This window comes from Conexibacter stalactiti, from assembly GCF_033542075.1.
Lineage (GTDB): Bacteria > Actinomycetota > Thermoleophilia > Solirubrobacterales > Solirubrobacteraceae > Conexibacter > Conexibacter stalactiti.
The window spans coordinates 1-24,483 of record NZ_JAWSTH010000096.1; the positions used below are offsets into that span (position 1 = coordinate 1).

General features: G+C 72.6%; 22 protein-coding genes. 20 read left to right on the top strand and 2 right to left on the bottom strand.

Translation table 11 applies throughout. From position 1 onward, the window contains the following. A partial coding sequence (locus R7226_RS24935; protein ID WP_318600083.1) for an Ig-like domain-containing protein occupies nt 1-3,015 on the bottom strand: 3,015 nt, incomplete at its 3' end. Between the two features lie 191 nt (nt 3,016-3,206). On the opposite strand from R7226_RS24935, the gene R7226_RS24940 reads away from it, so the two are divergent. Then, nucleotides 3,207-3,821 carry a TetR/AcrR family transcriptional regulator gene (locus R7226_RS24940; protein WP_318600084.1) on the top strand — a complete coding sequence of 205 codons (615 nt, stop codon included), beginning with the start codon at nt 3,207-3,209 and terminating at the stop codon, nt 3,819-3,821. Here R7226_RS24940 and R7226_RS24945 read toward each other — a convergent pair. Next, a complete protein-coding gene (locus R7226_RS24945) occupies nt 3,798-4,403 on the bottom strand; it encodes a TetR/AcrR family transcriptional regulator (protein ID WP_318600085.1) in 606 nt (201 codons plus the stop codon). The two genes, R7226_RS24940 and R7226_RS24945, sit on opposite strands and share 24 nt — an antisense overlap. 119 nt (nt 4,404-4,522) lie before the next feature. On the opposite strand from R7226_RS24945, the gene R7226_RS24950 reads away from it, so the two are divergent. The 19 genes from R7226_RS24950 to gcvT form a co-directional block, all read left to right on the top strand. Then, nucleotides 4,523-6,043: a class I adenylate-forming enzyme family protein gene (locus tag R7226_RS24950; protein ID WP_404827900.1), complete on the top strand. Its 1,521-nt coding sequence runs from the start codon at nt 4,523-4,525 to the stop codon at nt 6,041-6,043. Between the two features lie 4 nt (nt 6,044-6,047). Next, complete coding sequence (locus R7226_RS24955) at nt 6,048-7,013, top strand: zinc-binding dehydrogenase (RefSeq protein WP_318600087.1); 966 nt, start codon at nt 6,048-6,050, stop codon at nt 7,011-7,013. A gap of 144 nt (nt 7,014-7,157) precedes the next feature. Beyond that, a complete protein-coding gene (locus R7226_RS24960; protein ID WP_318600088.1) occupies nt 7,158-8,735 on the top strand; it encodes an AMP-binding protein in 1,578 nt (525 codons plus the stop codon). Between the two features lie 273 nt (nt 8,736-9,008). Beyond that, nucleotides 9,009-10,094, top strand: coding sequence for an LLM class flavin-dependent oxidoreductase (locus R7226_RS24965; protein ID WP_318600089.1), 1,086 nt, complete (start codon nt 9,009-9,011; stop codon nt 10,092-10,094). Beyond that, a complete protein-coding gene (locus R7226_RS24970; RefSeq protein WP_318600090.1) occupies nt 10,091-10,549 on the top strand; it encodes a universal stress protein in 459 nt (152 codons plus the stop codon). Before R7226_RS24965 ends, R7226_RS24970 begins: the two co-directional genes overlap by 4 nt. Before the next feature lie 31 nt (nt 10,550-10,580). Then, a complete protein-coding gene (locus R7226_RS24975; RefSeq protein ID WP_318600091.1) occupies nt 10,581-11,660 on the top strand; it encodes a dipeptidase in 1,080 nt (359 codons plus the stop codon). Continuing rightward, nucleotides 11,657-12,073, top strand: coding sequence for a nuclear transport factor 2 family protein (locus R7226_RS24980; protein ID WP_318600092.1), 417 nt, complete (start codon nt 11,657-11,659; stop codon nt 12,071-12,073). Before R7226_RS24975 ends, R7226_RS24980 begins: the two co-directional genes overlap by 4 nt. Before the next feature lie 10 nt (nt 12,074-12,083). Next, nucleotides 12,084-12,530, top strand: coding sequence for a nuclear transport factor 2 family protein (locus tag R7226_RS24985; RefSeq protein ID WP_318600093.1), 447 nt, complete (start codon nt 12,084-12,086; stop codon nt 12,528-12,530). Nucleotides 12,531-12,556: 26 nt separating this feature from the next. Then, nucleotides 12,557-12,979, top strand: coding sequence for a nuclear transport factor 2 family protein (locus R7226_RS24990; protein ID WP_318600094.1), 423 nt, complete (start codon nt 12,557-12,559; stop codon nt 12,977-12,979). Then, nucleotides 12,970-14,421 carry an aldehyde dehydrogenase family protein gene (locus tag R7226_RS24995; protein WP_318600095.1) on the top strand — a complete coding sequence of 484 codons (1,452 nt, stop codon included), beginning with the start codon at nt 12,970-12,972 and terminating at the stop codon, nt 14,419-14,421. Before R7226_RS24990 ends, R7226_RS24995 begins: the two co-directional genes overlap by 10 nt. A gap of 50 nt (nt 14,422-14,471) precedes the next feature. Then, on the top strand, nt 14,472-15,935 hold the full coding sequence (locus R7226_RS25000; protein ID WP_318600096.1) for an aldehyde dehydrogenase: 1,464 nt from the start codon (nt 14,472-14,474) through the stop codon (nt 15,933-15,935). A gap of 51 nt (nt 15,936-15,986) precedes the next feature. Next, nucleotides 15,987-17,489, top strand: coding sequence for a GMC family oxidoreductase (locus tag R7226_RS25005; RefSeq protein ID WP_318600097.1), 1,503 nt, complete (start codon nt 15,987-15,989; stop codon nt 17,487-17,489). Beyond that, nucleotides 17,486-19,012 (top strand): sugar ABC transporter ATP-binding protein, encoded by a 1,527-nt coding sequence (locus R7226_RS25010; protein WP_318600098.1) that lies wholly within the window; start codon nt 17,486-17,488, stop codon nt 19,010-19,012. The genes R7226_RS25005 and R7226_RS25010 overlap by 4 nt, the downstream gene beginning before the upstream one ends. Further along, nucleotides 19,009-20,049, top strand: coding sequence for an ABC transporter permease (locus R7226_RS25015; RefSeq protein ID WP_318600099.1), 1,041 nt, complete (start codon nt 19,009-19,011; stop codon nt 20,047-20,049). Before R7226_RS25010 ends, R7226_RS25015 begins: the two co-directional genes overlap by 4 nt. 78 nt (nt 20,050-20,127) lie before the next feature. Further along, nucleotides 20,128-21,309 carry a sugar ABC transporter substrate-binding protein gene (locus tag R7226_RS25020; protein ID WP_318600100.1) on the top strand — a complete coding sequence of 394 codons (1,182 nt, stop codon included), beginning with the start codon at nt 20,128-20,130 and terminating at the stop codon, nt 21,307-21,309. Nucleotides 21,310-21,449: 140 nt separating this feature from the next. Next, nucleotides 21,450-22,259, top strand: a complete 810-nt coding sequence (locus tag R7226_RS25025) for an enoyl-CoA hydratase/isomerase family protein (RefSeq protein ID WP_318600101.1) — start codon at nt 21,450-21,452, stop codon at nt 22,257-22,259. Between the two features lie 27 nt (nt 22,260-22,286). After that, nucleotides 22,287-23,468 (top strand): LLM class flavin-dependent oxidoreductase, encoded by a 1,182-nt coding sequence (locus R7226_RS25030; RefSeq protein ID WP_318600102.1) that lies wholly within the window; start codon nt 22,287-22,289, stop codon nt 23,466-23,468. Next, entirely contained in the window at nt 23,465-23,698 is a 234-nt protein-coding gene (locus R7226_RS25035; protein ID WP_318600103.1) for a hypothetical protein, read from the top strand. The genes R7226_RS25030 and R7226_RS25035 overlap by 4 nt, the downstream gene beginning before the upstream one ends. Before the next feature lie 68 nt (nt 23,699-23,766). Continuing rightward, nucleotides 23,767-24,483, top strand: a 717-nt coding sequence (gcvT, locus tag R7226_RS25040) for a glycine cleavage system aminomethyltransferase GcvT (RefSeq protein WP_318600104.1), incomplete at its 3' end; no start/stop codon positions are given.

The window sequence follows — 24,483 nt, forward strand, 5'->3', positions numbered from 1 at the left end:
AGCGCGCCAGCCGCGCGCGCCCGGGGCGCCGAGCAGCCGGGCGGGAAGGCGCGTGCCGCTCGTGAAGGTGAGGCGGCCGGCGCATCGCGCGCCGGCCGGCGCGCGGCAGCCGAGCACGACGTTCGCGACGCCGCTGGCGCCGGCCTCGACACGCGCGGTCTCGAGCGAGACCAGCGGTCGTTCGGCCGCTGCCGCAGCGGCGGCAGCCGCGGCCTCCGCCGGCGTCAGCGCGGAGGGCGGCGGCGTGAACGGCGACGCGGGCGACACGTGCTGCGTGAAGGTCGCGAGCGCCGGCGCGAAGCGGGTCCCGCCGTTGAGCTGCGCGACGACCGCGTGCGCGCCGGCGGGCAGGCGCAGCGGCGCCGACTGCGCGAGGCCGTCTCGCAGCGGGACGGCGTCGCCGGCGGCGGCGCCGTCGACGAGGAACTGGACGTTGCCGGAGACCGGGCCCGCATCGCCGCCCGCCTGGGCGTGCGCCGTCAGCACGACGGGGTGCGCGGCGGGGGCCGGCTGGGCGTCGGAGGTGATCGCGAGCGTCGTCGGCGCGCGCTGGACGGTGAAGGTGAGGGCGCCGCTGCTCGCGCGCATGGCGACCGGGTCGCTGTCGTCCTCGTAGGCGGCCTCGATCCGGTGCGCGCCGACCGTCAGGCCCGCGATCGGGTCCGACGTCGCGACGCCGCGCACGACCTCGACCGGCGTCCCGGCGGCGAGGTCGTCGACGAAGAACTGGACGGTGCCGTTCGCCAGGCCGGCGCCGGGCGCGACGGGGGCGACCCGCGCGCGCACGCGCACGTCGGTGCCGAAGACGCCGGTCGTCGGGGTCGCGGTGAGCGTCGTGGTGGTGCGCGCCGCGACGATCTGCTGGGTCAGCGAGCCCTGGCTCGGGTCGTAGCCGCCGGCCGGATCGGGGTCGGTGAAGGCAACGGTGATGAGGTTCGGCCGCGCCTCCAGACCGCCCGCGACGAGGCAGGTCGCGACGCCGTCGCCATCGCCGGGATCGTCGTCCTCGTGGACCGGGGTCGCCGGGCACAGCGCTCTGCCGCCGGCGGAGAAGGTCACGTTCCCGACCGGTGCGGCGCCGGCGTCGCCCGCGCGGCCGACGGTCGCGGTCAGCAGGAACGGCTCGCCCGAGACGGACGGGTTCACGCTGCTGGTGACGAGCGTGGCGGTCGCGGCCGGGCCGACGTTCTGCGTCGCCGTTCCCGTGCTCGCCGCGAAGCTGGGCCCGCCGGAGAACTCGACGCGGACGTCGTATGCGCCCGGGGCGCCAAGCGCGGGCGTGACGAAGACGGCGCGGCCGCCCGCGTCCAGTTCGACGTCCTGACGCAGCAGGACCGCTGGCGCGCCGGGCGAGGGGGAGACGTAGAAGTCGACGGTCCCCGCCGGGATCGCGCCGGCGGCGGCGGTCTCTGCCCGCACCTGGGCGGTCAGCGTGACGGCCTCGCCGGTGTCGGAGACGCGCGGCGATGGCGTGATCGTGGTGGCGGTGGCCGCCGGGACGACCGTCTGGGTGACGACGTTCGATCTGCTGCCGACGTGGTTGCCGTCGCCGGCGTAGACCGCCTCGACGGTGTGGGTGCCGACGCTCGAGCCGTCGACGCCGAAGCGGGTCGAGAAGGTGGCGCTGTCGCCGTCGTCGCCGACCGGCACCGGGGCGCCGACGGGTGCTCCGTCGAGGATGAACTGCACGGTGCCCGTCCAGTTGGCGTACGGGGCGGTCGCGGTCGCGACCTTGGCGCTGAACGTGACCGGCTCACCGGCGACGGAGGTCGGGGTCGCGGTGGTGAGGTGGGTGACGGTCGGAGCGGCGGTGTTGGTGAGCGTGAAGGCGGTGGAGCCGATCTCGGGGGCGGAGGCGGTCGCGCGCCACGGGCCGGCGGTGCCGTTCGCCTCCAGCATCGGTGAGACGGCGTGGCCGTCCGGGCCGGTGAGGACGGTCGCGGTCGTCGCCGGGCCGCTCGTGAAGGTCGCGCCCGCGCTCGAGTTCGGCAGCGTGAAGGTGACGGAGACGCCGTCGACCGGCTGGTTCTCGGCGTTCGTGACGATGGCGGTCAGCGGCAGCGGGAAGCTGCTGCCGGCCGTGACCTGCTGCCCGTCCCCGGCGTTGACGGCGATGTCGGTCGGCCGGTTGTCCCACTCGAGCGTCACCCGGCCGTCGCAATCGGCGGAGGCGCCGTCGGGCCACGCGCAGGCGCGGTCGCTGGCGCCGATGCTGTCGACCGTCACGCCGGGCGCGGTATAGGACTCGCCGGCGCCGCCGCCACCGCCGCCGCCGAGGTGGGCGCCATTGCCGCCCGCGCCGGAGTAGGGGTAGCCGCCGCCCCCGCCGCCGCCCGCGCCCGAGGGGCTTATCGAGTCGCCGCCGGAAGTGCCGTTGGGCCCGACGCGGCAGCCGCTGCAGCCGCCGGAGCCGCCGCCGCTGCCGGCGAAGGCGCCGGTGCCGGAGGTGCCGGGAAGCAGGGATCTGCCGCCGTCCGCGCCGGGCCCGCCGCCGTGCTGGCCGTTGCCGCCGCCGCCGCCCCCGCCGCCCGCGACGATCAGCTGCGTGATCGCGCCGGTGCGGGCGTTGTAGCTGGAGAGGATCGAGCCGCTGCCGCCGTCGTGGCCGTCGCGGCCGGTGCCGGAGCTGGCGTCGCCGCTGGAGCCGCCGTGCGCGATGCCGCAGCCGCCGCCGTTGCCCCACACGCCGACGTTGATCGCGAGCTGGTCCCCGGGGCTGACCGCGAGGTCCGCGACGACGGAGGCGCCGAGCCCGCCGTGCCCGGTGTGCTTGCTGTGGCCGCCGGCGCCGCCGACGACCGTCGCGGTCACCAGCGTCACATCGGCCGGGACCGTCCAATACCGGTAGGTGCAGCTGCCGTCGTTCGTGAACGGGACCGAGCCCGTCACGGCCGCGTGAGCGGCCGGCGCGAACAGCAGTGCCAGCGTCAGCGTCAGCGCAGCGAGCACGCCGACTGACGCGTGACCCCGCATGCCGCCGGCGACTGACCCTCCATGGTCAGGTCGTCCTCCCATCGAGTGGGTGAGTGTGGCAGGCGGCGGGCGGTCGCGCGGGGCGGTGACGTCGTTTCGCCGATGCTGTGACACCGGCATCAAGCGGGGCTGTGCGGCTGCCGATAACGGCGGGTTCAGCGCCTGCTCGCGCGGCGCGACTCGCCGCGGTAGGGACTGGCCCGCCAGTACCCGGGTCCCGGTACAGTACGGTCGTGGCTTCACGCACCGGTCCGCAGGCCTCCACGCCCACCGCCGTGTCCGTCGCGCTGCGCGAGCGCGTGCTGGACGAGGCCGCCGAGTTGTTCGCGCGCAAGAGCTACGCGGGCACGACGACGGAGGAGATCGCCGACGCCGTCGGCGAGCTGCGCGGGACCGTCTACTACCACTTCGAGAACAAGCAGGCGATCCTCGAGGCGATCCAGCGGCGGATGACCGAGGAGCTGGTGCGCCGTCTGACGGAGGCGCGCAACGCGGGCGGCACGGCCGCCGAGCGCGTCGAGCGGATGCTGGCCGCCTTCGTCGACTACGCGCTCAGCCGTCCGAGCGACTTCGCGACGTCGCTGGAGGACCTCAAGTACCTCGAGCCGAAGGCGCGCAGAAAGGCCGAGCGTCGTTCCGACGCCGTGCGCCTGCTGCTGGCCGAGGCGATCGAGGACGCGCTCGCCGAGGCGCCTCGGCGCAACGTCGACAGCGGCATCGCGGCGGTCAGCATCCTCTACGCGCTGGCGACGATGTACCGCTGGTACCGCCCGCGCGGCCGCCTCAGCCGGGACGAGGTCATCGGTCAGGTGACCGGGCTGCTGTTACGCGGCCTGATCGACCGCTAGACCGGCGAAGACGAGTCTGGTCGTGTGGTCGGCGAGCTGCGCCTGGGACCAGGCGCCGTCGCCCCGCACCCAGTAGGTCATGCCGTTGAGCAGCTCGAGGATCGTGAAGGCGGCGACCGTCGCGTCGTGGCCTCTGTCGAAGTCGCCCGACCTCTGGCCGTCCTCGATGATGCCGCGCACGAGCGCGACCCACTCCGTGCCGATCTCGCGCACGTGGGCCAGCTGCGCGTCGTCGAGGTGCTTCATCTCCTCGAGGAAGACCGCGTAGCGGACCTGCCAGGCGGAGACGAGGTCGATGTAGCTGACGATGACCGTCCGCATGCGGTCGCCGGGCGAGCCCTCCAGCGTCGCGAGCGTCTGCGCGCGGGCGCGGCTGATGTCGGTGATCGACTTACCGACCTCGTAGAGCAGCGCCTGCTTGCTGCCGAAGTACTTGTAGAGGGTCCGCTTGGTGACACCGGCCTGTGCGGCGACCTCGTCGGTCGTCGTCACGGGCCATCCCTTGCGCCCGAAGAGGTCCGTGGCAGCGGCGAGGATGTCCTGGTGTCGTCTTCGAGCGGACTCGGAAGTGGGCGCAGGCACGGTTGCGCCACATTACCACTGGATCAGATAGCCGCGTGTCGTACGGGGAACTCAATTGGCGTGATTGAAAGCGGTGACAAGCGAATGGCCCATATGTATACTGGCGCGCCAAGAGCCTTATGAACGTGCCACTGACCACCGCCGACTTCTGCCACCGCGCCCGTGCCGTCCATGCCGCCCGGCTCGCGGTCGTGGACGAGCCCGGCGTCCCGGGCGGCCTCGGCGAACTCACCTACGGCGAGCTGCTGGCTCGCTGCGACGGCATGGTCTCCGCGTTGGACGAGCTGGGCGTCGCGCCGGGCGAGCGCGTGGCGATCGTCTCGCCCAACGCGGCGAAGCTGCTGATCGCGCTGTACGCGACGACCGGCAGCGGCCGCATCCTCGTGCCCGTCAACTTCCGCCTGACGGCCGCGGAGGCGCAGTACATCGTCGACGACGCGGGCGTGTCGCTGCTGCTCGTCGACCCGGAGCTCGACGAGCGCTTCGCGTCGGTCACCGCGCCGCGGCGGATCGTGCTGGACGGCGAGCAGGACGCGGCGCTGTTCGCGCCCGCCGCCGCGCCGCGCGAATGGCCCGCCGTCGCCGAGGAGGCGCCGGCGACGATCAACTACACCTCAGGCACGACGGCGGCGCCCAAGGGCGTCGTCCTGTCGCACCGCAGCCACTGGCTCAACGCCGCCACCGTCGGCTGGGGCTTCGGGCTGACCGAGGGCGACCGCTACCTGCACACGCTGCCGACGTTCCACGTCAACGGCTGGGGCCTGCCGCTCGCCTGCGCCGCGCTCGGCGTGCCGCAGGCGATCCAGCGCGAGGTCCGCGGGCCCGAGATCCTGCGCCGCGTCGCCGCGCACGGGATCACGCTGCTGTGCGGCGCGGCGCCCGTCGCGGCCACGATCGAGCAGGCCGCGGCGGCATTGCGCGACGCCGGCGCGGCGGTGCCGGGCGACGGCGTCGCCCGGATGGTCTCGGGCGGCGCGCCGACTCCCGCCGCGATCATCGAGCAGTTCGAGCGCACGACCGGCTGGGAGATGATCCAGGCCTACGGCCTCACCGAGACGGCCCCTGTGCTGACGACCAACCGCATCCTGCGCTCCGAGGGTCTCTCGCCGTCCGAGCGCGCGCGCCGCCTGGCCGCCGCGGGCGCCCCGCTCGTCGGGGTCCAGCTCAGAGCCGACGAGCACGGCGAGATCCTCGCGCGCACCGCCAAGACGATGGATGGCTACTGGAACAAGCCCGAGCTGTACCGGCAGGCCGTGCGCGCCGACGGCTGGTTCCACACCGGCGACGGCGGGACGCTGGAGGACGGCGTGCTGCGGATCACCGACCGCAAGAAGGACGTGATCGTGACGGGCGGGGAGAACGTCTCCTCGCTCGAGGTCGAGGCCGTCCTCTACCAGCACCCCGACGTCGTCGATGCCGCGATCATCGGCGTCCCGCACGAGCGCTGGGGGGAGACGCCGAAGGCCGTCGTCGTGCTGCGCGACGGCGTCAGCCTCGACGAGCAGCAGCTGATCGACCACTGTCGTGAGCACCTCGCCGGCTTCAAGTGCCCGACGCTCTTCGAGCAGCGCCGCGAGCTGCCGCGCACCGCGACCGGCAAGGTCCAGAAGTTCCTGCTGCGCGAGACCGGAGCGAGATGACCCGATGATCGCCGTGTACGTCAGATCGATCTCGGCGGAGGACCCGCTCTCGGGCCTCGGCGTCGGCGAGCGCCCTGATCCCGACCCGCCGCAGGGCTGGGCGGTCGTGAGGGTGCGGGCGGCGGCGCTCAACCACCACGACCTGTGGGCGCTGCGCGGGCCGGGCCTGCGCGAGGACCAGCTGCCGATGATCCTCGGGACCGACGCCGCGGGCGTCGACGAGGACGGCAACGAAGTGATCGTGCACCCGGTCATCAGCCGCGACGAGTGGCGCGGCGACGAGACGCTCGACCCCGAGGGGACGCTGCTGTCGGACCTGCACCAGGGCGCGATGGCCGAGCGGGTGATGGTGCCGCGGCGAAACCTCGTGCCGAAGCCGGCCGGGCTGTCGTTCGAAGAGGCCGCCTGCCTGCCCTCCGCGTGGCTGACCGCGTACCGGATGCTGTTCGTGAAGGCACGCGCGCAGCCCGGCCAGACGGTGCTCGTGCAGGGCGCCGGCGGCGGCGTGGCGACGGCGGCGATCGCGCTTGGGCGCGTGACCGGCCTGCGGATCTGGGTGACCTCGCGAGACGAGTCCAAGCGCGCGCGGGCGCTGGAGCAGCGCGCCGACCAGGCGTTCGCGACCGGCGCGCGGCTGCCCGAGCGCGTGGACGTGGTGCTGGAGACGGTCGGCGAGGCGACCTGGGGCCACTCGCTGCGGTCGCTGCGGCCGGGCGGGACGCTCGTCGTCGCCGGCGCGACCAGCGGCTTCGATCCTCCGGCCGAGCTGGCGCGCCTGTTCTTCCTCCAGCTCAACGTGCTCGGGAGCAAGGTCGGCACGCGCGACGAGCTGGTCCAGCTGCTGCGGCTCTTGGAGGACACCGGCGTGCGGCCGGTCGTCGACCGGGTGCTGCCGCTGGCCGAGGCGCGCGCCGGCTTCGAGGCGATGGCCTCCGGCGACCTCTTCGGGAAGATCGTCTTCACCCCCTGAACGAGGCTGGCGCGACGGCGCTTGCCGGGGACCTGCCAGGGCTCTGTTCAGCCTGGACGCCGCTGCTAAACTGACGCGCCAGTCTACCCATGACGGAGGAGAGGGTATGTCTGCACGAGCGAGCACTCGACACGAGGTGATTGGATGACGAACCTGAGCGTGGTCGACCAGGTCGGCCTGCGCACCGTCAACGACCTCCTGCGCGAGCGCGCGGACAGTCACGGTGACAAGGACTTCCTCGTCTTCGAGGACGCCGATGGCGCGGTCGTGCGCTTCACCTACGCCCGCTGGCAGCGCGAGGTCGAGGCGCTCGCCGCCGGCCTCGCCAGTCGCGGTGTGCGCGAGGGGATGAAGGTCGCGCTGCGGATGCGCAACCGGCCCGAGCTGCTGATGAGCTGGTTCGCGCTCGCCCGGCTCGGCGCCGTCACGGTGCTGACGATCACGCAGAACACCGCGCGCGAGACGCACTACGTCACCTCGTACTCCGACGCCGAGATGGTGATCACGGAAGCCGAGTTCCTCGAGCTGTACATGGAGCTGCTGCCCGAGCTGCCGGCGGTCCGGACGCTCGTCGTGCTCGGCGCCGCGGCGCCGCCGCCCGGCGTCGTCCGCTTCGAGGACGTGCCGCTGCACGACGGCCGCGCGCCGCAGGTGCGGCTGGCGCCCGACGCGCCGATCCAGATGCTCTTCACCTCGGGCACGACCGCCGCGCCGAAGGCGGTCGTGCTGACACACGCCAACTGCCTGCACGCGGGCGAGCGCGAGTGGATGATCCAGGGGCTGGACCCCTCCGATCGGCTGCTGACGTGCCTGCCGTTCTTCCACGTCAACGCGCAGACGATCACGCTGCTGAGCACGCTCACGCTCGGCGCGACCGCGACCTTCCTGCAGACCTACAGCGCATCGCGCTTCATCGACCAGCTCCGCCGCCACCGCGCGACGCAGACCTCGATGAGCTCGGCGATCGTGCGGACCCTGCTGGCGCAGCCGGAGCGGCCCGACGACGCCGAGCACGAGCTGCGCCGCGTCTTCTACGCGCTCAACGTGACCGACGCCGAGAAGGCCGCCTTCGAGCAGCGCTTCGGCGTCGAGCTGATGAACGCCTACGGCCTGACGGAGGCGATGACCGTCGTCTCGGTGACGCCCGTCTTCGGCGACCGGCGCTGGCCGTCGGTCGGGCGTCCGGCGGTCGAGCGGCTGGTCCGCATCGTCGGCGAGGACGGCGAGCCGGTGCCGGTCGGCGAGGTCGGCGAGATCACCGTCTTCGGCCGCCCCGGCTTCACGCTGATGCAGGGGTACTACAAGAACCAGGAGGCGACCGACGCGGCGATCCGCGACGGCTGGCTGCACACCGGCGACCTCGGCCGCCTCGACGCCGACGGCTACCTCTTCTACGTCGACCGCGTGAAGGACATGATCAAGCGCTCGGGCGAGAACGTCTCGGCCGCCGAGGTGGAGGGGGTCCTGATGGCGCACCCGGCGATCGCCGAGGTGGCGGTGATCGGCGTGCCCGACGCGATCCGCGACGAGGCCGTCAAGGCCTTCGTGGTGACGGTACCGGGGGCGCAGCTCACGGTCGAGGAGGTCACCGACCACTGTCGCGAGCGGCTGGCGGCGTTCAAGGTGCCGACGGTCGTCGAGTTCCCCGCGGAGCTGCCGCACACCTCCGTCGGAAAGGTCGAGAAGAAGGCGCTGCGCCTGCGTGAGACGGCCGCGCGCTGAGCGCGGCCCAGGCGCGGCCTGACGCCACCAGTCACCTCTGCGAGCGCCGAGGTGACGCCGCCAGTCACCTCTGCGAGCGCCGAGGTGACCGCGCGGGTGACGGGCGATCTCACGGTGAAAATCGCTTGACACCCTTCAGCGCAGAGGTATACTGGCGAGACAGTATCACTTTGGAGAGGTGCTGCTGCCGAGCGCGTGACTCGTCCCCCGAACGAGTACGCCACCCATGTCCGTACTCGCTGTCTAGAGCGACAATCGAGGGTTGATTCACAGATGATCGCGTTGAACTTCTACGTTCCCTGCAACCTGGGCTCGACTCCCGGCGCCGAGCACCACGAGGTGTATCGGCAGAACGTCGAGCTGGCGAAGTTCGCTGCCGCTGAATTGGGGGTGTCGACGTTCGACATCCCCGAGCACCACTTCGTTGACATGCTCAACGTGCCGGGCCCGTTCGTGATGGCGGCCCACCTCGCGGCCCAGATCGAGAACGTCAAGGTGCGCACGACGGTCGCCCCGATCGTCCTGCACGACAACCTCCTGCGCTTCGCCGGCGAGGCCGCGCTCGCCGACAACCTGACCGAGGGCCGCGTCGAGATCGGCCTCTCGCGCGGGTCGATCGACTACGAGGCGCGGCGGCTCGGCGGGACGATGGCCCGCAGCCGCGACCGCTTCCAGGAAGGCGTCCTGTTCCTCGAGCGGCTGTTCGGCGAGCGCGACGTCACCGCCGACGGCGAGTTCTACAAGGTGCCCGAGGCGACCACGATCATGCCGCGCACCTACAAGGAGCGCCGCATCCCGATCTGGCTCGGCAGCACCTCGCGCGACAGCATCCGCTGGGCGGCGAGCCACGGCTTCAACGTCGTCACGACCTCGCTGCGCGAGCCGGTCGAGCTGCTGCGCAAGCAGGCGCAGTGGTTCCACGAGGCGGCCGACGAGCTGCCCGACACCGTCGAGCGCCCCAGAGTCGACGTGCTGACGCAGGTCTTCGTCTCCGAGGACGAGGGCGAGATCCTCCGCATCAAGGAGCGGATCGTCGAGAAGCAGGTGGCGCAGATGCGCGGCCTGCTGGTCGGAGCGCCGAGATTCATCGACGGCAAGATGGTCAACCAGGGCGGCGGCGACGAGGTCACGCTCAGCGTCGAGGACATCGAGGAGAGCGTCCTGATCGGGACGCCCGAGGAGGTGCTCGAAGGAATCCAGCTGCGCGAGCAGCTCGGCTACAACGGCGTCAGCCTCGACCTCTTCTACCACGACCCCGGCTTCGACTCCGTGATGGGCAGCCTCGAGCTGTTCCGCGACAAGGTGCTGCCGGGCCTCCGCGGCACGCAGGCCGACCTCCCGCAGCCCGCGTCGCGATGAGCGCGGAGACGCCGTCCGGCACGTCCGAGGCGCGGGTCGTCATCGGCGTCGACGGGTCGTTGAACGCGCGGCTGGCCGCGCTGCGCGCAGCGGCGGTGTTCGGCTCCGGCGCCCGCTACCTGCTCGTCGCCGTCACGGTCACCGGGGGCTTCGCCTCGGAGCGACGGGCGCAGCAGAAGGCGCTGGAGCGGACGCAGAGACTGCTCGCGGACGCCGGCGCCACGACGACGACGCGCTCGGCGCGCGACGGCGACCCGGCCGACGAGCTGCTCGCCGCGGCGGCCGAGTTCGGCGCGACGACGATCGTGGTCGGCGCACGCGGCGCCGAGATGTTCATCGCCGGCAGCGACGACTCCGCGCGGATCGGGTCGGTCTGCAAGAGGCTGCTCGACCGGCGCGAGCGCGAGGTGCTCGTGGCGCACAACCCGAGCGCGACGCCACAGCCCGCCCGGTGAGGTGAATTCAGTGAACGAACGAGAAGGACGCATGCCCGAAGCCGTTGCGAGAGACGTGTGCATCGACGCGCTCGGCCTGGACTTCCGCGGCTGGACCGACGACCTGGCCGTCAGCGGGCTCTCCGCCGTGCACGTCTCGACGACCGTGGTGTGGGACCTCAGCGCGGGCTGGATGGGTCATACGAGCGCGCTGCAGGCGATCACGCACGACACGATGGACGTCAAGCGCCGGCTGCGCGAGTCGGCCGCGCACATGTTCCACGTCGACGGGCCGGCGCAGCTCGACCTGCTCGGCGCCGACGACAGGGTCGGCGTCATCCTCGGCCTGCAGGACCTGACCGGGGTCGAGTGGGACGCGCGCCTGCCGGAGCTGCTGCGCGAGCTGGGCATTCGCGTCGTGCAGCCGGTCTACAACTACGCCAACGCGTACGCCGACGGCTACATGGAGGCGCGCGACGCCGGCCTCTCGCGCGCCGGGCGCCAGCTCGTCGCCGCGCTCAACGAGGTCGGCATCAGCATCGACGTCTCGCACGTCGGGGAGCGCTCGACGCTCGACATCATCGAGGCCTCGACGGTCCCCGTCGCCGCGACGCACGTCAACCGCCGCGCCGTCTACGACGCGCCGCGCAACAAGTCCGACCACGTCCTGAGAGAGATCGCGGACGCGGGCGGGGTCGTCGGTGTGCTCGCGCTCGGCGCGGGCATCTGGAACGGCGACCCGAACCACTTCCCGACGATGCAGGACGTCGTCGACCACGTCGTGAGCATGGTCGAGCTGCTGGGGGAGGACGCCGTCGGGATCGGCACCGACCACATGCTCTCGCAGGACTCCGACGACGATCCCGGACCGGGCTGGTGGCGGGGCGGGCCGCCGACGACGGCGATGATCGACAAGCCGGGCGGGTTCGGCGCCTACCTGCAGGCGTTCCACAGGGACTTCCCGCAGCGAGAGATGACCGTCGCCAACAACTGGCCGCGCGGCTTCGAGACGATGGCGGAGTGGTCGTCGCTGCCGCGGCTGCTGCGCGACGCCGGCCTCGCCGACGAGGTCGCGCGCAAGGTGCTGGGCGGCAACTGGGTCCGCTTCTTCCGGGAGACGTGGAGCGCATGAGTGACGAGCGCACCCGCAGCGGCACCGCGCGCCTGACGGCCGCGCGCGAGGCCGGCGACGCCGACGCGATCGCGCGGCTGCTCGCCGAGGACGTCGTGCTGGAGACGCCGGCCAGCCTCGGCATCGCCGCCGTCCGCGGTCGCGACGCCGTCGCGACGGTGCTCGGCGGCGCGGTCGCCAAGACCTACCTGCAGGCCGAGACGATCGTCCGCGAGGTGTTGCGGACGATCGTCGACGGCGACCTCTCGGTCGTCAAGAGCCGGCTGTCGGGGCGGACCGTCGAGGAGGCCGACTACGACAACGAGTACGTCTGCATCTACGTGTGGCGCGACGGGCTCGTCGCGCGCGTCGAGGAGCACCCCGACACGTTGCGGATCGTCCAGAGCGGCATTGCGAAGCTCGCCAAGACCTGAGAGGAACGACATGACGACCGATCAGACCCGCGCCCTGACCGAGCGGCTCGCGCAGGCGCGAGCCGCCGGCGACGCCGCGGCGATCCTGCCGCTCCTGACCGACGACGTGGTGCTCGTCGTGCCGCCGAGCCTCGGCGAGACCGACCGGCCGTCGCTGCAGGCGAGCGACCCCGACGGCGTCGCCCTCGGCCTCAGCGGCACCGCCGTCCACGCCTTCATGCACGCCGAGACGATCAGACGCGAGGTGCAGCAGACGCTGGTCGACGGTGACGTCTCCGTGCAGCGGATCCACATGACGGGGGAGTTCAAGGCCGGCGGGCGCTACGACAACCACTACGTGTGGGTCTTCCACTGGCGCGACGGGCGGATCCACCGCGTCGAGGAGTACCCCGACACGCTGCGCTACGCCCAGATGAACCTCACCAGAGTCGGCGAGACCGGCTCGCCGACGAGCTGAAACGACGCGAGAGAGAGCGCCGCGCGATGAGCACAGAGCAGACCCGAGAGCTGACCGACCGCCTCACCCTGGCCTACGTCGCCGGCGACGCGGCGGCGATCGCCGCCCTGCTGGCGCAGGACGTCGTCCACCACCCGCCGGAGAGCCTCGGCGCCGGGCCGCACGCGGGCCGCGCGCAGACGGCCGCGGCGCTCGCGCTGACGCCCGGCGGAGGTGCGCTGCAGGCCGGCAGCGTCGAGCGCGAGGTCGCGCTCGCGCTGGCCGACGGCGACAGCGCGCTCGTCAAGGTGCGCGTGAGGGCGCGGACGGCAGACGGCGCCGACTACCGCAACGAGGTCGTCCTGATCTCGACCTGGCGCGACGGCGAGGTCGTGCGGATCGACGAGTTCGGCGACACGCTCAACGACGCCGACCTCGGCGTCGTGAAGGACGTCCCGGCGTGGCCGTGAGCGACCCCGTGCACGTGCGCAACCTGATCGGCGGCGCCTTCCGCGCGCCGGCCGGCGAGCGGCTGCGCGCGATCGTCGACCCGGCCTCGGGCGCGACGATCGCGCAGGCGCGCGACGCCTCGACCGGCGACGTCGACGACGCCGTGCGGGCGGCCGTCGCGGCCGGGCGTGGCTGGGCCGAGTGCACCCCGGCCGAGCGCGCCGACGCGCTGCTGCGGCTCGCCGCGGTCGTCGAGCAGAACGACGACGAGCTGGCCGCGATCGAGCAGCGCAACGTCGGCAAGCCAGGTCAGGTGGCCGCGCTGGAGCCGGCGCTGACCGTCGACGTGCTGCGCTTCTTCGCCGGCGCCGCGCGCGTGATGGAGGGCGTGGCGGCCGGCGAGTACACGCGCGACGTGACGACGATGGTGCGCCGCGACCCGGTCGGCGTCGTCGGCTGCATCGTGCCGTGGAACTACCCGCTGTCGACCGCGGCGGCGAAGTTCGCGCCGGCGCTGGCGGCCGGCAACACGGTCGTCGTCAAGCCGTCGGAGCTGACGCCGCTGAGCCTGCTGCGGCTCTGCGAGCTGGCAGAGGACGTGCTCCCGCCCGGCGTGCTGAACGTCGTCGTCGGCGACGGCGCGACCGCCGGCGCGCGGCTCGCCGCGCACCCCGGCGTCGCGATGATCAGCATGACCGGCAGCCCGCGCGCCGGGCGGCTGATCGCCGCCGCCGCGGCGCCGACGATGAAGCGCCTGCACCTGGAGCTGGGCGGCAACGCGCCCGTCGTCGTCTTCCCCGACGCCGACGTCGACGCGCTCGCGCAGACGCTGCGGCTCGCCTCCTTCTGGAACTCCGGGCAGGAGTGCGGCGCGGCGGCCCGCGTGCTCGTCCACCGCGACGCGGCCGCGACCGTGCGCGACGCGCTCGCGGAGATGATCGAGTCGGTCGCGGTCGGCGCGCCGGACGACGAAGAGGTCGAGGTCGGACCGGTCGTCTCCGCCGCGCAGCGCACGCGGCTCGCCGACCTCGTCGGCGGCGCGGTGCGCGCGGGCGCGAGCACGGCCGGCACGCGCCGCGCGCTGCCCGACGAGGGCTTCTACGTCGCGCCGACGCTCGTCTGGGACGTCGAGCAGTCCGATCCGATCGTGCAGCAGGAGACGTTCGGGCCGGTGATCACGCTGCAGCAGTTCGGCGACGAGGACGAGGCGATCGCGCTCGCCAACGGGACGCCCTACGGGCTCAGCGGATCGATCTGGAGCGCCGACGTCGCGCGCGGGCTGCGGCTGGCGCGCACGCTGCGCTGCGGGACGACCTGGATCAACACGCACATGGTCGCCTCGCTGGAGCTGCCGTGGGGCGGGCTGGGCGACTCCGGCGGCGGCCGCGACGCCTCGATCTACGCGCTCGAGGACCACACGATCGCCCGCAACGTCTCGGTCGCGCTCGGGAGCCCCTCGTGAGCGGCGTGACGCAGTCAGGCAACGCAACCGAGCAGCAAGGAGAGGGCAACGTGGCTTCTGAGACGACGCAGGACAGCGTGACGACGTTCGACCGTCTGCTGATCGGAGGCGAGTGGGTCGAGCCCTCCAGCGACGCCAAGATCGACGTGATCTCGCCGCTGACCGAGCAGGTCATCGCGCGCGTCGCCGCGGCGCAGACGCCCGACGTCGACGCGGCCGTCGCCGCGGCGCGCGCGGCCTTCGACGACGGGCCGTGGCCGCGGCTCTCGCCGGCCGAGCGTGCGCGGTACCTCGCGAGACTGCGCGACGAGACGGAGAAGCGCCTGGAGCAGATGGCCGCCGCCTTCACCGCCGACGTCGGCGCGCCGGCCGCGATCTCGCTGTGGGGTCAGCAGCTCGCGATGCCGATCCTCGAGGACGCCGTCACGATCCACGAGCGCGTGCCGTTCGAGGAGGAGCGCGGCTGGGACGGCAGACGCCGCACGCGCGTCGTGCGCGAGCCGATCGGCGTCGTCGCGGCGATCATCCCCTGGAACGGGCCGGTCGCGGGCGCCGCGCTGAAGGTCGCGCCGGCGCTGGCCGCCGGCTGCACGGTCGTGCTGAAGCCGGCCGAGGAGGGCCTCACGAGCCTGATGCTGTTCGCCGACGCGCTCGCGGCCGCTGACTTCCCGCCCGGCGTGATCAGCGTGCTGCCGGCGGGGCGGGAGGCGGCCGAATACCTCGTCACGCACCCCGGCGTCGACAAGGTCGCCTTCACCGGCAGCACCGAGACCGGCCGCCGCATCGGCGCACTCTGCGGCGAGCGGGTGCGCCCGGTCACGCTCGAGCTGGGCGGCAAGTCGGCGGCGATCATCGCGGATGACATCCCGCTCGAAGAGGTGCTGCCGACGCTCGTCGCCGCCGGCATCGGCCACAACGGCCAGGTCTGCGCGGCGCTGACGCGGATCCTCGTCCCGCGCGCGCGGCAGGAGGAGCTGATCGAGGGGCTCAGAGGCGCGATCGCGCAGTGGAAGGTCGGCGACCCCAACGACCCGCAGACGATGCTCGGCCCGGTCGTCGCCGAGCGGCAGCGCGAGCGGATCGAGCAGTACGTCGCGCTCGGCCGCGAGGAGGGCGCGCGCCTGGTGATCGGCGGCGGACGGCCGGAGGGCCTCGACCACGGCTGGTTCGTCGAGGCGACGGTCTTCGCCGACGTCGACAACAGCATGCGGATCGCGCAGGAGGAGGTCTTCGGACCGTTCCTGGTCGTGATCCCGTTCGACGACGTCGACGAGGCCGTCGCGATCGCCAACGACTCGCCGTACGGGCTCTCGGGCGCGGTCTTCTCCAGCGATCCGGAGGCGGCCGAGCAGATCGCCCGCCGGATCCGCACCGGTCAGGTCGGGGTCAACACCTGGGACATCTGCAGCGTGCAGCCGTTCGGCGGCTACAAGCAGTCGGGTCTCGGCCGCGAAGGCGGTCCCGAAGGTGTCCTGGCGTACCTCGAGACGAAGGTCCTTCTGCTCGCCGGCTAGCGGCGCCCCCCCGACGCATCGTCATCCGGTTCTTTCAGAGAGGCAAGCACATTGATTCGGTCAGCGGACTACATCATCGCCGGCGGCGGGACGGCGGGCTCGATCCTGGCCCGGCGGCTCTCGGACGCCGGCGCTGAGGTGATCCTGGTCGAGGCCGGCCCGGTCGGCGACGCGGACGGCCGCGTCACCGTCCTGCGGCGCTACGTCGAGATGCTCGGGACCGAGCTGGACTTCGACTACCGCACCGAGCCCGGCTCGCGCGGCAACGACCTCATGAGATACGCGCAGGCGAAGGTGCTCGGCGGCTGCAGCGCGCACAACTCGTGCATCGCCTTCAGAGCGCCCGACTGGGACTTCGAGGAGTGGGCGCGCGGCGGGCTGCAGGGGTGGTCGACGGAGGAGTGCGCGCCCTACTTCGAGCGCGTCTTCTCGATGGTCAACCTGGAGGATCCCCACCCCGGGCATCCGTGGGTCGACGGCTTCCTCGCGGCGGCGCAGAGCACCGGCCTGCCGCTGGTCGACTTCGGCGCGCCGAACGTGCGCGAGGGCGTCGGCACGCTGAAACAGAACCGCCGCGGCGAGCTGCGCGAGTCGAGCGCCGCCGCCTACCTCTTCCCGCTCGCCGAGCGCTCGAAGGGCCTGCGCGTCGTGACCGACGAGACGGTCCTGCGCGTGGTGCTCGACGACCGCGGCGAGGCGATCGGGATCGACACGACGCTGGGGCGGATCTTCGCCCGCGAGGAGGTCGTCCTCTGCGGCGGCACCTTCGGCTCGGCGAAGACGCTGCTGCTGTCCGGCATCGGCCCGGCCGGCGAGCTGAGCGCGGCCGGCGTCGACCCCGTCGTCGACCTGCCCGGCGTCGGCAAGCACCTCGTCGACCACCCCGACGGCCTGCTGCTGTTCGAGGCGACCGAGGCGGTCAGCAACGAGCTGACGTTCACGCACTGGGAGTCGGCGCTGTTCGCCTGCGTCGAGGGCGGCTCGGAGTACCCCGAGGTGATGATCCACTTCGACACCGACGGCTACTCGCCGTACACGAGCGCGCGCGGCTATCCGACCTCCGAGGCGATGCTCGCGATGCATCCCAACGTCACGCGCGCCCGCAGCGAGGGCAGCGTCAGGCTGCGCTCGGCCGACCCGACCGCGCAGCTCGTGATCGACACCGGCTACTTCAGCGACCCGGACGGCTACGACGAGCGGATCATGCTCGAAGGGTTCCGCGTGGCGCGCGAGGTCGCGGCCCAGCCGGAGCTGGCGCGCTTCATCAAGCGCGAGCTGGCGCCGGGCCCCGACGTCGTCGAGCGCGCGGCGCTGTCGGAGTACGCGCGCACGGCCGGCGCCACGGTCGGACATCCGGCCGGCACCTGCAAGCTCGGCGCCGACGACGACCCGCTCGCCGTCGTCGACAGCAGGCTGCGCGTCAACGGGGTCGGCCGCCTGCGCGTCGCCGACGCCTCGGTGCTGCCGGCGATCGTGACGGTCAACCCGTGCATGACCGTGATGATGATCGGCGAGCGCTGCGCCGACGAGCTGCTGGCCGGGGCCGGACGATGAGCACCGCCCCGGCAGCGCGCGTCAGCGGCGTCACGAAGCGCTTCGCCGGCACGCTCGCGCTCGACGACGTCGAGCTGGAGATCGCCGCCGGGGAGATCCACGCGCTGGTCGGCGGCAACGGCTCGGGCAAGTCGACGCTCATCAAGATCCTCGCCGGCGTCCACACGGCCGACGCCGGCCGGCTGGAGACGCCGGGCGGCGCGACCGACCTGCGCTCGGCGACGCCGGCGCTCGCCGAGGCCGCCGGCTTCCGCTTCGTCCACCAGGCGCAGAGCACCTTCCCGGAGCTGACGGTCGCGGAGAACCTCTCGATCGGGCGCGGCTGGGAGACGGGGCCCGGCAAGCTGATCAGCGAGCGCCGCGTGCGCCGCCGCGTCGAGGCGGTGCTGGAGCGGTTCCACATCGACGCCGACCCCGGCGCCCCGCTGCGCACGCTCGGCCCGGCCGCCCAGGCGATGCTGACGATCGCCCGCGCGCTGCAGGACCAGGCCGACAGCCGCGCCCACGTGCTGGTGCTCGACGAGCCGACCGCGGCGCTGCCGCCGGCCGAGGTCGAGATCCTGCTGGCGGCGCTGCGCCGCTACGCCAGCGACGGCACGGCCGTGCTGTTCGTCTCGCACCGCCTCGACGAGGTGATGGAGGTCGCCGACACCGTCACGGCGCTGCGCGACGGCCGCCGCACCGCGACGAAGCCGCGCGCCGAGCTGACCCACGACGAGCTGATCGAGCTGATCGCCGGCCGGCCCGTCGTCCCGCACGTCGCGGACACGGCGCGGCTGCGCGGCGGCGCGACGGTGCTGGCGGCCGAGGCGATCGGCGGCGGCAGCGTCAGCGACGTCTCGCTGACCGTCGGGGAGGGGGAGATCGTCGGGCTCACCGGGCTCGCCGGCGCCGGCACCTCGACGCTGCTGCGGCTGCTGTTCGGCGCCCAGCAGCGCGACTGCGGGACGGTCGCGATCGACGGGCGCGCGGTCAAGCCGGGCTCGATCAGCGACGCGATCGTCGCCGGCATGGCCTTCGTCCCCGGCGACCGCGCCACCTACGGCGTCTTCGACTCGCTGACCGTCGCCGAGAACCTGACGGCCGGGGGAGTCGGCAGATACTGGCGCCGCGGCTGGGTGCGCGGGCGGCAGGAGCGGCGCGACGTGCACGCCGCGTTCGGCCGCTTCCTCGTGCGCGCCTCCTCGCCCGAGCAGCCGATCGCGCAGCTGTCGGGCGGCAACCAGCAGAAGGTCGTGATGGCCCGCTGGCTGAGCCGGCCGGGCCGCCGGCTCGTGCTGCTCGACGAGCCGACGCAGGGGATCGACGTCGGCGCGCGCGAGGAGCTGTGGTCGGTCGTGCGGCGCGCCGCCGCCGACGGGGCCGGCGTGATCGTCGCCTCGTCGATGCTCGAGGAGCTGGCGGACACCTGCGATCGCGTGCTGGTGATGCGACGCGGGCGGATCGTCCACGAAGTGCGTGAGTCGCCGATCACCGTCGATCGCCTGATCGACCGGATCCATTCCGTGGAGGTTGTGTCGTGAGCGTCCAGTCGAGCACCGCGCCCGCGGTCGAGTCCTCGCCCGAGGGGGCGCGTCCCGCCCCGGCGCGCAGACGCCGGCTGCTGGACTTCGCCGAGGCCTACGGCCTGATCCTGCTGACGATCGCCGTGATCGCCTTCTTCGCGCTGCTGCCGGCCTCCTCGGACACCTTCTTCACGATGGCGAACCTGCGGATCGTGCTCGTCGACCAGGCGGTGCTGATGGTCGTCGCGCTCGCCGTGCTGGTGCCGATGGTCGCCGGCGTCTGGAACTTCACGCCCGGCGCGGCGGCCGGCATGGCCTCGATCTACGCGGCGCAGGTCGGCGCCAGCTCGGGCTCGTTCGCGCTCGCGGCGCTGGCCGGGATCGCGGCCGGCGCCGTCGTCGGCGCCGTCGTCGCCGTGCTGATCACGACGACCAAGATCAACTCGGTGATCGCGACGTTCGCGATGACGATCATCATCGCCGGCGTCGTCGACCTGGAGACCGGCGGCAACAGCATCGTCAGCGGCCTGCCGCGCACCTTCAACACGCTCGGCACGGGCGAGGTGCTCGGCATCCCGACGCTCTTCTGGCTGGCCGCGATCGTCGCCGCCGTGGTGCACTACCTGATGCGGATGACGCCGTTCGGCCGCAGCCTGTACGCGACCGGCGCCAACCGCCAGGCGGCCAAGCTCGTCGGCCTGCGGGTCGAGCGGCTGACCGCGCTGGCGCTGATCGTCAGCGGCGTGCTGGCGGGGATCGCGGGCGTGATCCTGCTGGCGCGCAGCGGCGCCGGCAACCCGACCGTCGGGCCCGGCTTCACGATCCCGGCGTTCGCCGCGGTCTTCCTCGGCGCGGTCGCGGTGCGCCCGGGGCAGTGGAACGTCGGCGGGCTGATCGCCGCGATCGCGTTCCTCGGGGCGCTCAACAGCGGGCTGACGCTCGCGGGCGCCGCGGCCAGCGTCAGCGCGCTCGCCAGCGGCCTGGCGCTGCTGGTCGGCGTCGGCTTCGCCAACGTCTTCGCGCGCCAGCGCGGACGGCAGCTCGAAACGTCGTAGACGCAGCTCCGATGCGGGCGCCGCGGCCGACCGCCGCGGCGCCGGTCGTATGGTCAATCACGAGTCGAAGGACTGTCCATGAGACGCACACTTGCAGTGACGGCGCTCCTGCTGCTCGCGGTGTTCATCGCCGCCTGCGGCAGCAGTGAATCGGGGAGCGAGACCACGGGGACGAGCACCGCGACGACGTCCGCCGGCGGGGGCGACGCGGCATACCTGGAGGAGAACGCGGCGCTCGTCGAGAGATACCTGAGCGAGAAGGGCACGTTCCTGCCGCCGCCGGAGAGATCGCCGAGACCGCAGGCCGGCAAGCACATCGCGCTTGTCTCCTGCGGGCAGACGGTGATCCCGAGCTGCGGCCTCGAGATCAACGCCGCCAGAGAGGCGGCCGAGGCTCTCGGCTGGAGAACGACGCTGATCGACGCGGCCAACGGCGACCCGGTCTCGACCGGACCGGGAATCCAGAACGCGGTCGCGCAGAGAGTCGACGGCATCTTCACCTACTACGTCGACTGCGAGTACATCCGCGAGCCGCTGCAGGCGGCCAGAGACGCCGGCATCCCCGTCGTCAACTCCAACGGGCGCGACTGCGACCAGAGCGACTCGGCCGCCCCGTCGCTGTTCACCTACACGATCAGATACAACGCCGGCGACGGCTCCTTCCAGGAGTGGGTCGACGAGGTCTCGATCGCGCAGGCGCGCTACGCGATCGACAAGCTCGACGGCGAGGCCCACATCGGCTTCGCGACCGACAGCACCAGCGCGGCGAGCGTCGCCGTCGGCAGAACGGTCGAGGCGGCGGTGAAGGAGTGCGGCGGCTGCAGCATCGAGTTGCTGCTGTTCCCGATCGGCGACATCGGCACGAGACTGCAGGGCAAGGCGGAGTCGTTCCTGCTCAAGAACGCCGACGTCAACACCGTCATCCCGGCCTACAGCGCGATCATGCAGGGCGGCCTGATAGGCGCGATTCAGACCGCGCGCCGCGATCTGCTCGTCAGCGTCGGCGAGGGGCTGCCGGAGGGGATCGCGCTGATCCGCGACGGCAAGGCGCAGTACGGCTACGGCCTCTCCTACGGCTGGGAGGGCTACGCGGCGATCGACAGCCTCAACCGGATCCTCAACGAGGAGGATCCCGACGTGAACTCCGGCATCGGGGTGAAGCTGTTCGACGAGGAGCACGACTTCCCGAGCGGCGACGACTGGGTCCCGCCGTACGACTACCAGGCGCTCTACCGCAAGGCGTGGGGCGTCGACCAGTGAGGTGAGCCGAGCGTCGGCCGGCGCTCGTTGAGTGCCGGCCGACGGTCGCAGCAGTGTGAATCGACCAGTGGATTCCTTTGCCGTCCAAAGGTATACTGGCGCGACAGTATCCATCCGACGGGGCGACCGACGAGCGCCTCGTGTCCCCCTCCGGAAACGACTTGGAACCACATCCCGTACGCACCCGGCGCGATGGCGCCGTCCTCGAGATCACGATCGACCGCCGCGCCAAGGGCAACGCGATCGACGGCGCGGTCACCAGCGGGCTGACCCGCGCCCTGCGCGAGCTGGAGGAGACGACGGAGCTGCGCGTCGGGCTGCTGACCGCGGCGGGGACCCGCCACTTCTGCGTCGGCTCCGACCTGAGCGCCGCCGAGCAGGATCCCGGTCAGCTGATCGACCCCGTCGGCGGCTTCGGCGGCGTCGTGCGCTACCCGCGCACGAAGCCGCTCGTCGCCGCGATCAACGGCGACGCGGTCGGCGGCGGCATGGAGCTGGCGCTCGCGTGTGACTTCGCGCTCGCGTCCGACACGGCGCGCTTCGGCTTCCCCGAGGCGTCGATCGGCGTCGTCGCCGGCGCGGGCGGGCTCGTGCGGCTGCCGCGGCGGATCCCCGCGGCGAGCGCGATGGAGCTGCTGCTGACCGGGCGGCTCGTGGACGCCGCCGAGGCGCTGGCGATCGGCTTGATCGCGCGCGTCGTCCCGGCCGCGCGGTTGGCGGACGAGGCGATGCGCTCGGTGCGGGCGATCGCGCAGGCGTCGCCGTCGGCGGTGCGCGCGACGCGCGAGCTGGCCGGCCGCGCGTCGATCCCCGACGAGGAGACGCTGTGGCGCCTCAACGACGCCGTCCTCGCACGCATCTTGGCCGGGCCCGACGCGGCGGAGGGCCGCCGGGCGTTCCTCGCGAGACGTGCCCCGAACTGGGCCGTCGCAGCCGATCAGCCGGACTGATTTCCCGAACCGACAGAGGTAATTGACATGCACACCGGGCTCTCACTCATCTTCCAGAACGTCGACGACGACCTCTCCGATGCCGACGTCTACCGGCACGAGCTCGAGCTGGCGGCGCGTGCCGAGAGCTCGGGGTTCGAGTCGGTCTGGGTGCCGGAACACCACTTCACCTCCTATCAGCTGACCCCGAACGTCCCGCAGTTCCTCGCCTGGCTCGCCTCCCAGACCTCGACGCTGAAGCTCGGGACGATGGTCTCGGTGCTGCCGTGGCAGGACCCGATCCGCACCGCCGAGAACTTCGTCATGCTCGACCACCTCTCCGGCGGTCGCGGCATGCTCGGGATCGGCCGCGGACTGGGCCGCGTCGAGTTCGACGGCTTCCGCCTGCAGATGGGCGAGTCGCGCCGCCGCTTCAGCGAATACGCCGAGGCGATCCTCAACGGGCTCGACTCGGGCTTCATGGAGTACGCCGGCGAGTTCTACAGACAGCCGAGAGTCGAACTGCGGCCGCGCCCGTTCGCGCCCTACCGCGGCCGCACGTTCGCCTCGGCGATCTCGCCGCAGTCGATCGACCTGATGGCCGGCCTGGGCGCGGGTCTGATGGTGATCGCGCAGAAGCCGTGGGAGACGGTCGAGGCCGAGATGGCGAACTACCGCAGGCGCTACCTGGAGGTCAACGGCGAGGAGGCGCCCAAGCCGATCCTCTGCGTCTTCGTCGGCGTCGCCCCGACCGAGGAGGAGGCGCAGACGCTGCGCGACGTCTACCTCCAGCGCTACGCGCGCTCGACGGTCGAGCACTACGAGTTCGACAACGTCGGCTTCGCGCAGATCGAGGGCTACGAGTACTACGCCGCGCTGAGCCGCAACATCGAGAAGCACGGGCTCGACCGCTTCTGCTCGTTCCTCGCCGACCTGCAGGTGTGGGGCACGCCCGATCAGGTCGTCGAGAGAGTGCTCGGCTACGTCGACCGGCTCGACGCGGGCGCCGTCGTGATGGCGCCGTCGTTCGGCAACATGCCGCCCGAGGTCTCGGCGGCGAACTACGACCTGCTCGCGCGCGAGGTCGTGCCGCGCCTGCAGGCCTACGACGTCGGCGGCGACGTCGGCGTGCGCCACGGCGCCGGCCCCGTGCGGGAGCGCGGCGCGCAGGCGCAGGAGGAGCCGGGCGAGCGCCCGGAGGACGTGCCGACGATCGGCCTGCTGCCATGAGGAGCGTGATCAAGCCGGTGGGGGAGCTGGCCGCCGGGGACGTCGTGGAGCTGGACGGCGAGGCGGTCGAGCTGATGGAGGAGCCGTTCCTCGGCAGCCGCGGCGCCTCGCTGCTCGACAGCTTCGAGCTGTTCTGGCGGGCACGGGTGCGTCAGCTCGGCGCCGACGGCCGCAGCCACTACGTCGCCTTCGCCCGCGATGCGCGCGTCGCCGTGCGGCATGTCGGTTGACGCTGTGGCACACTGGTCCAGCCACTAATCCACTGGACCGCTGGTCCACCGTGCTCCGAGGTCGTCACATGCGTCTCACCTCACTCCATGGCCGTCATCAGGCCGCGGGCGCCAAGCTGGTGCCGTTCGCGGGCTGGGAGATGCCGGTCCAGTATCCGGCCGGGATCAGAGCCGAGCACCTCGCCGTGCGTGAGGGCGTCGGCGTCTTCGACGTCTCGCACATGGGTGAGGTCGAGACGGCCGGGCCGGGTGCGCTCGCGTTCCTGCAGCGGATCCTCTCCAATGACGTGTCGAAGATCGCGGTCGGCGGGGCGCAGTACAGCGTGCTGTGCCGGGAGGACGGCGGTGTGCTGGACGATCTCTTCACGTACCGTCTCGCCGAGGATCGTTATCTGACGGTGACGAACGCCGCCAACCATGCGAAGGACCTCGCCTGGTTCCAGCGTCACGCTGCCGAGGCGGACGGGGTTGAGGTGATCGATCGCGCGTCGGACTACGCGATGCTGGCGGTGCAGGGACCGAGAGCGCGCGCGCTGGTCGAGTCGCTGTTGGCGCAGGGCGAGGCGCTGCCCGGCCGCTTCAAGACCGTCGAGGCGACCGTCGCGGGCGTGCCGGCGCTGGTCTGCGGGACCGGCTACACCGGTGAGGACGGTGTCGAGCTGTTGCTGCCGCCGGCCCATGCGCCGATCGTCTGGGATGCGCTGCTCGACGCCGGCGCGGCGCCGGTCGGCCTGGCGGCGCGTGACACGCTGCGGCTGGAGGTCTGCTTTCACCTCTATGGCAAC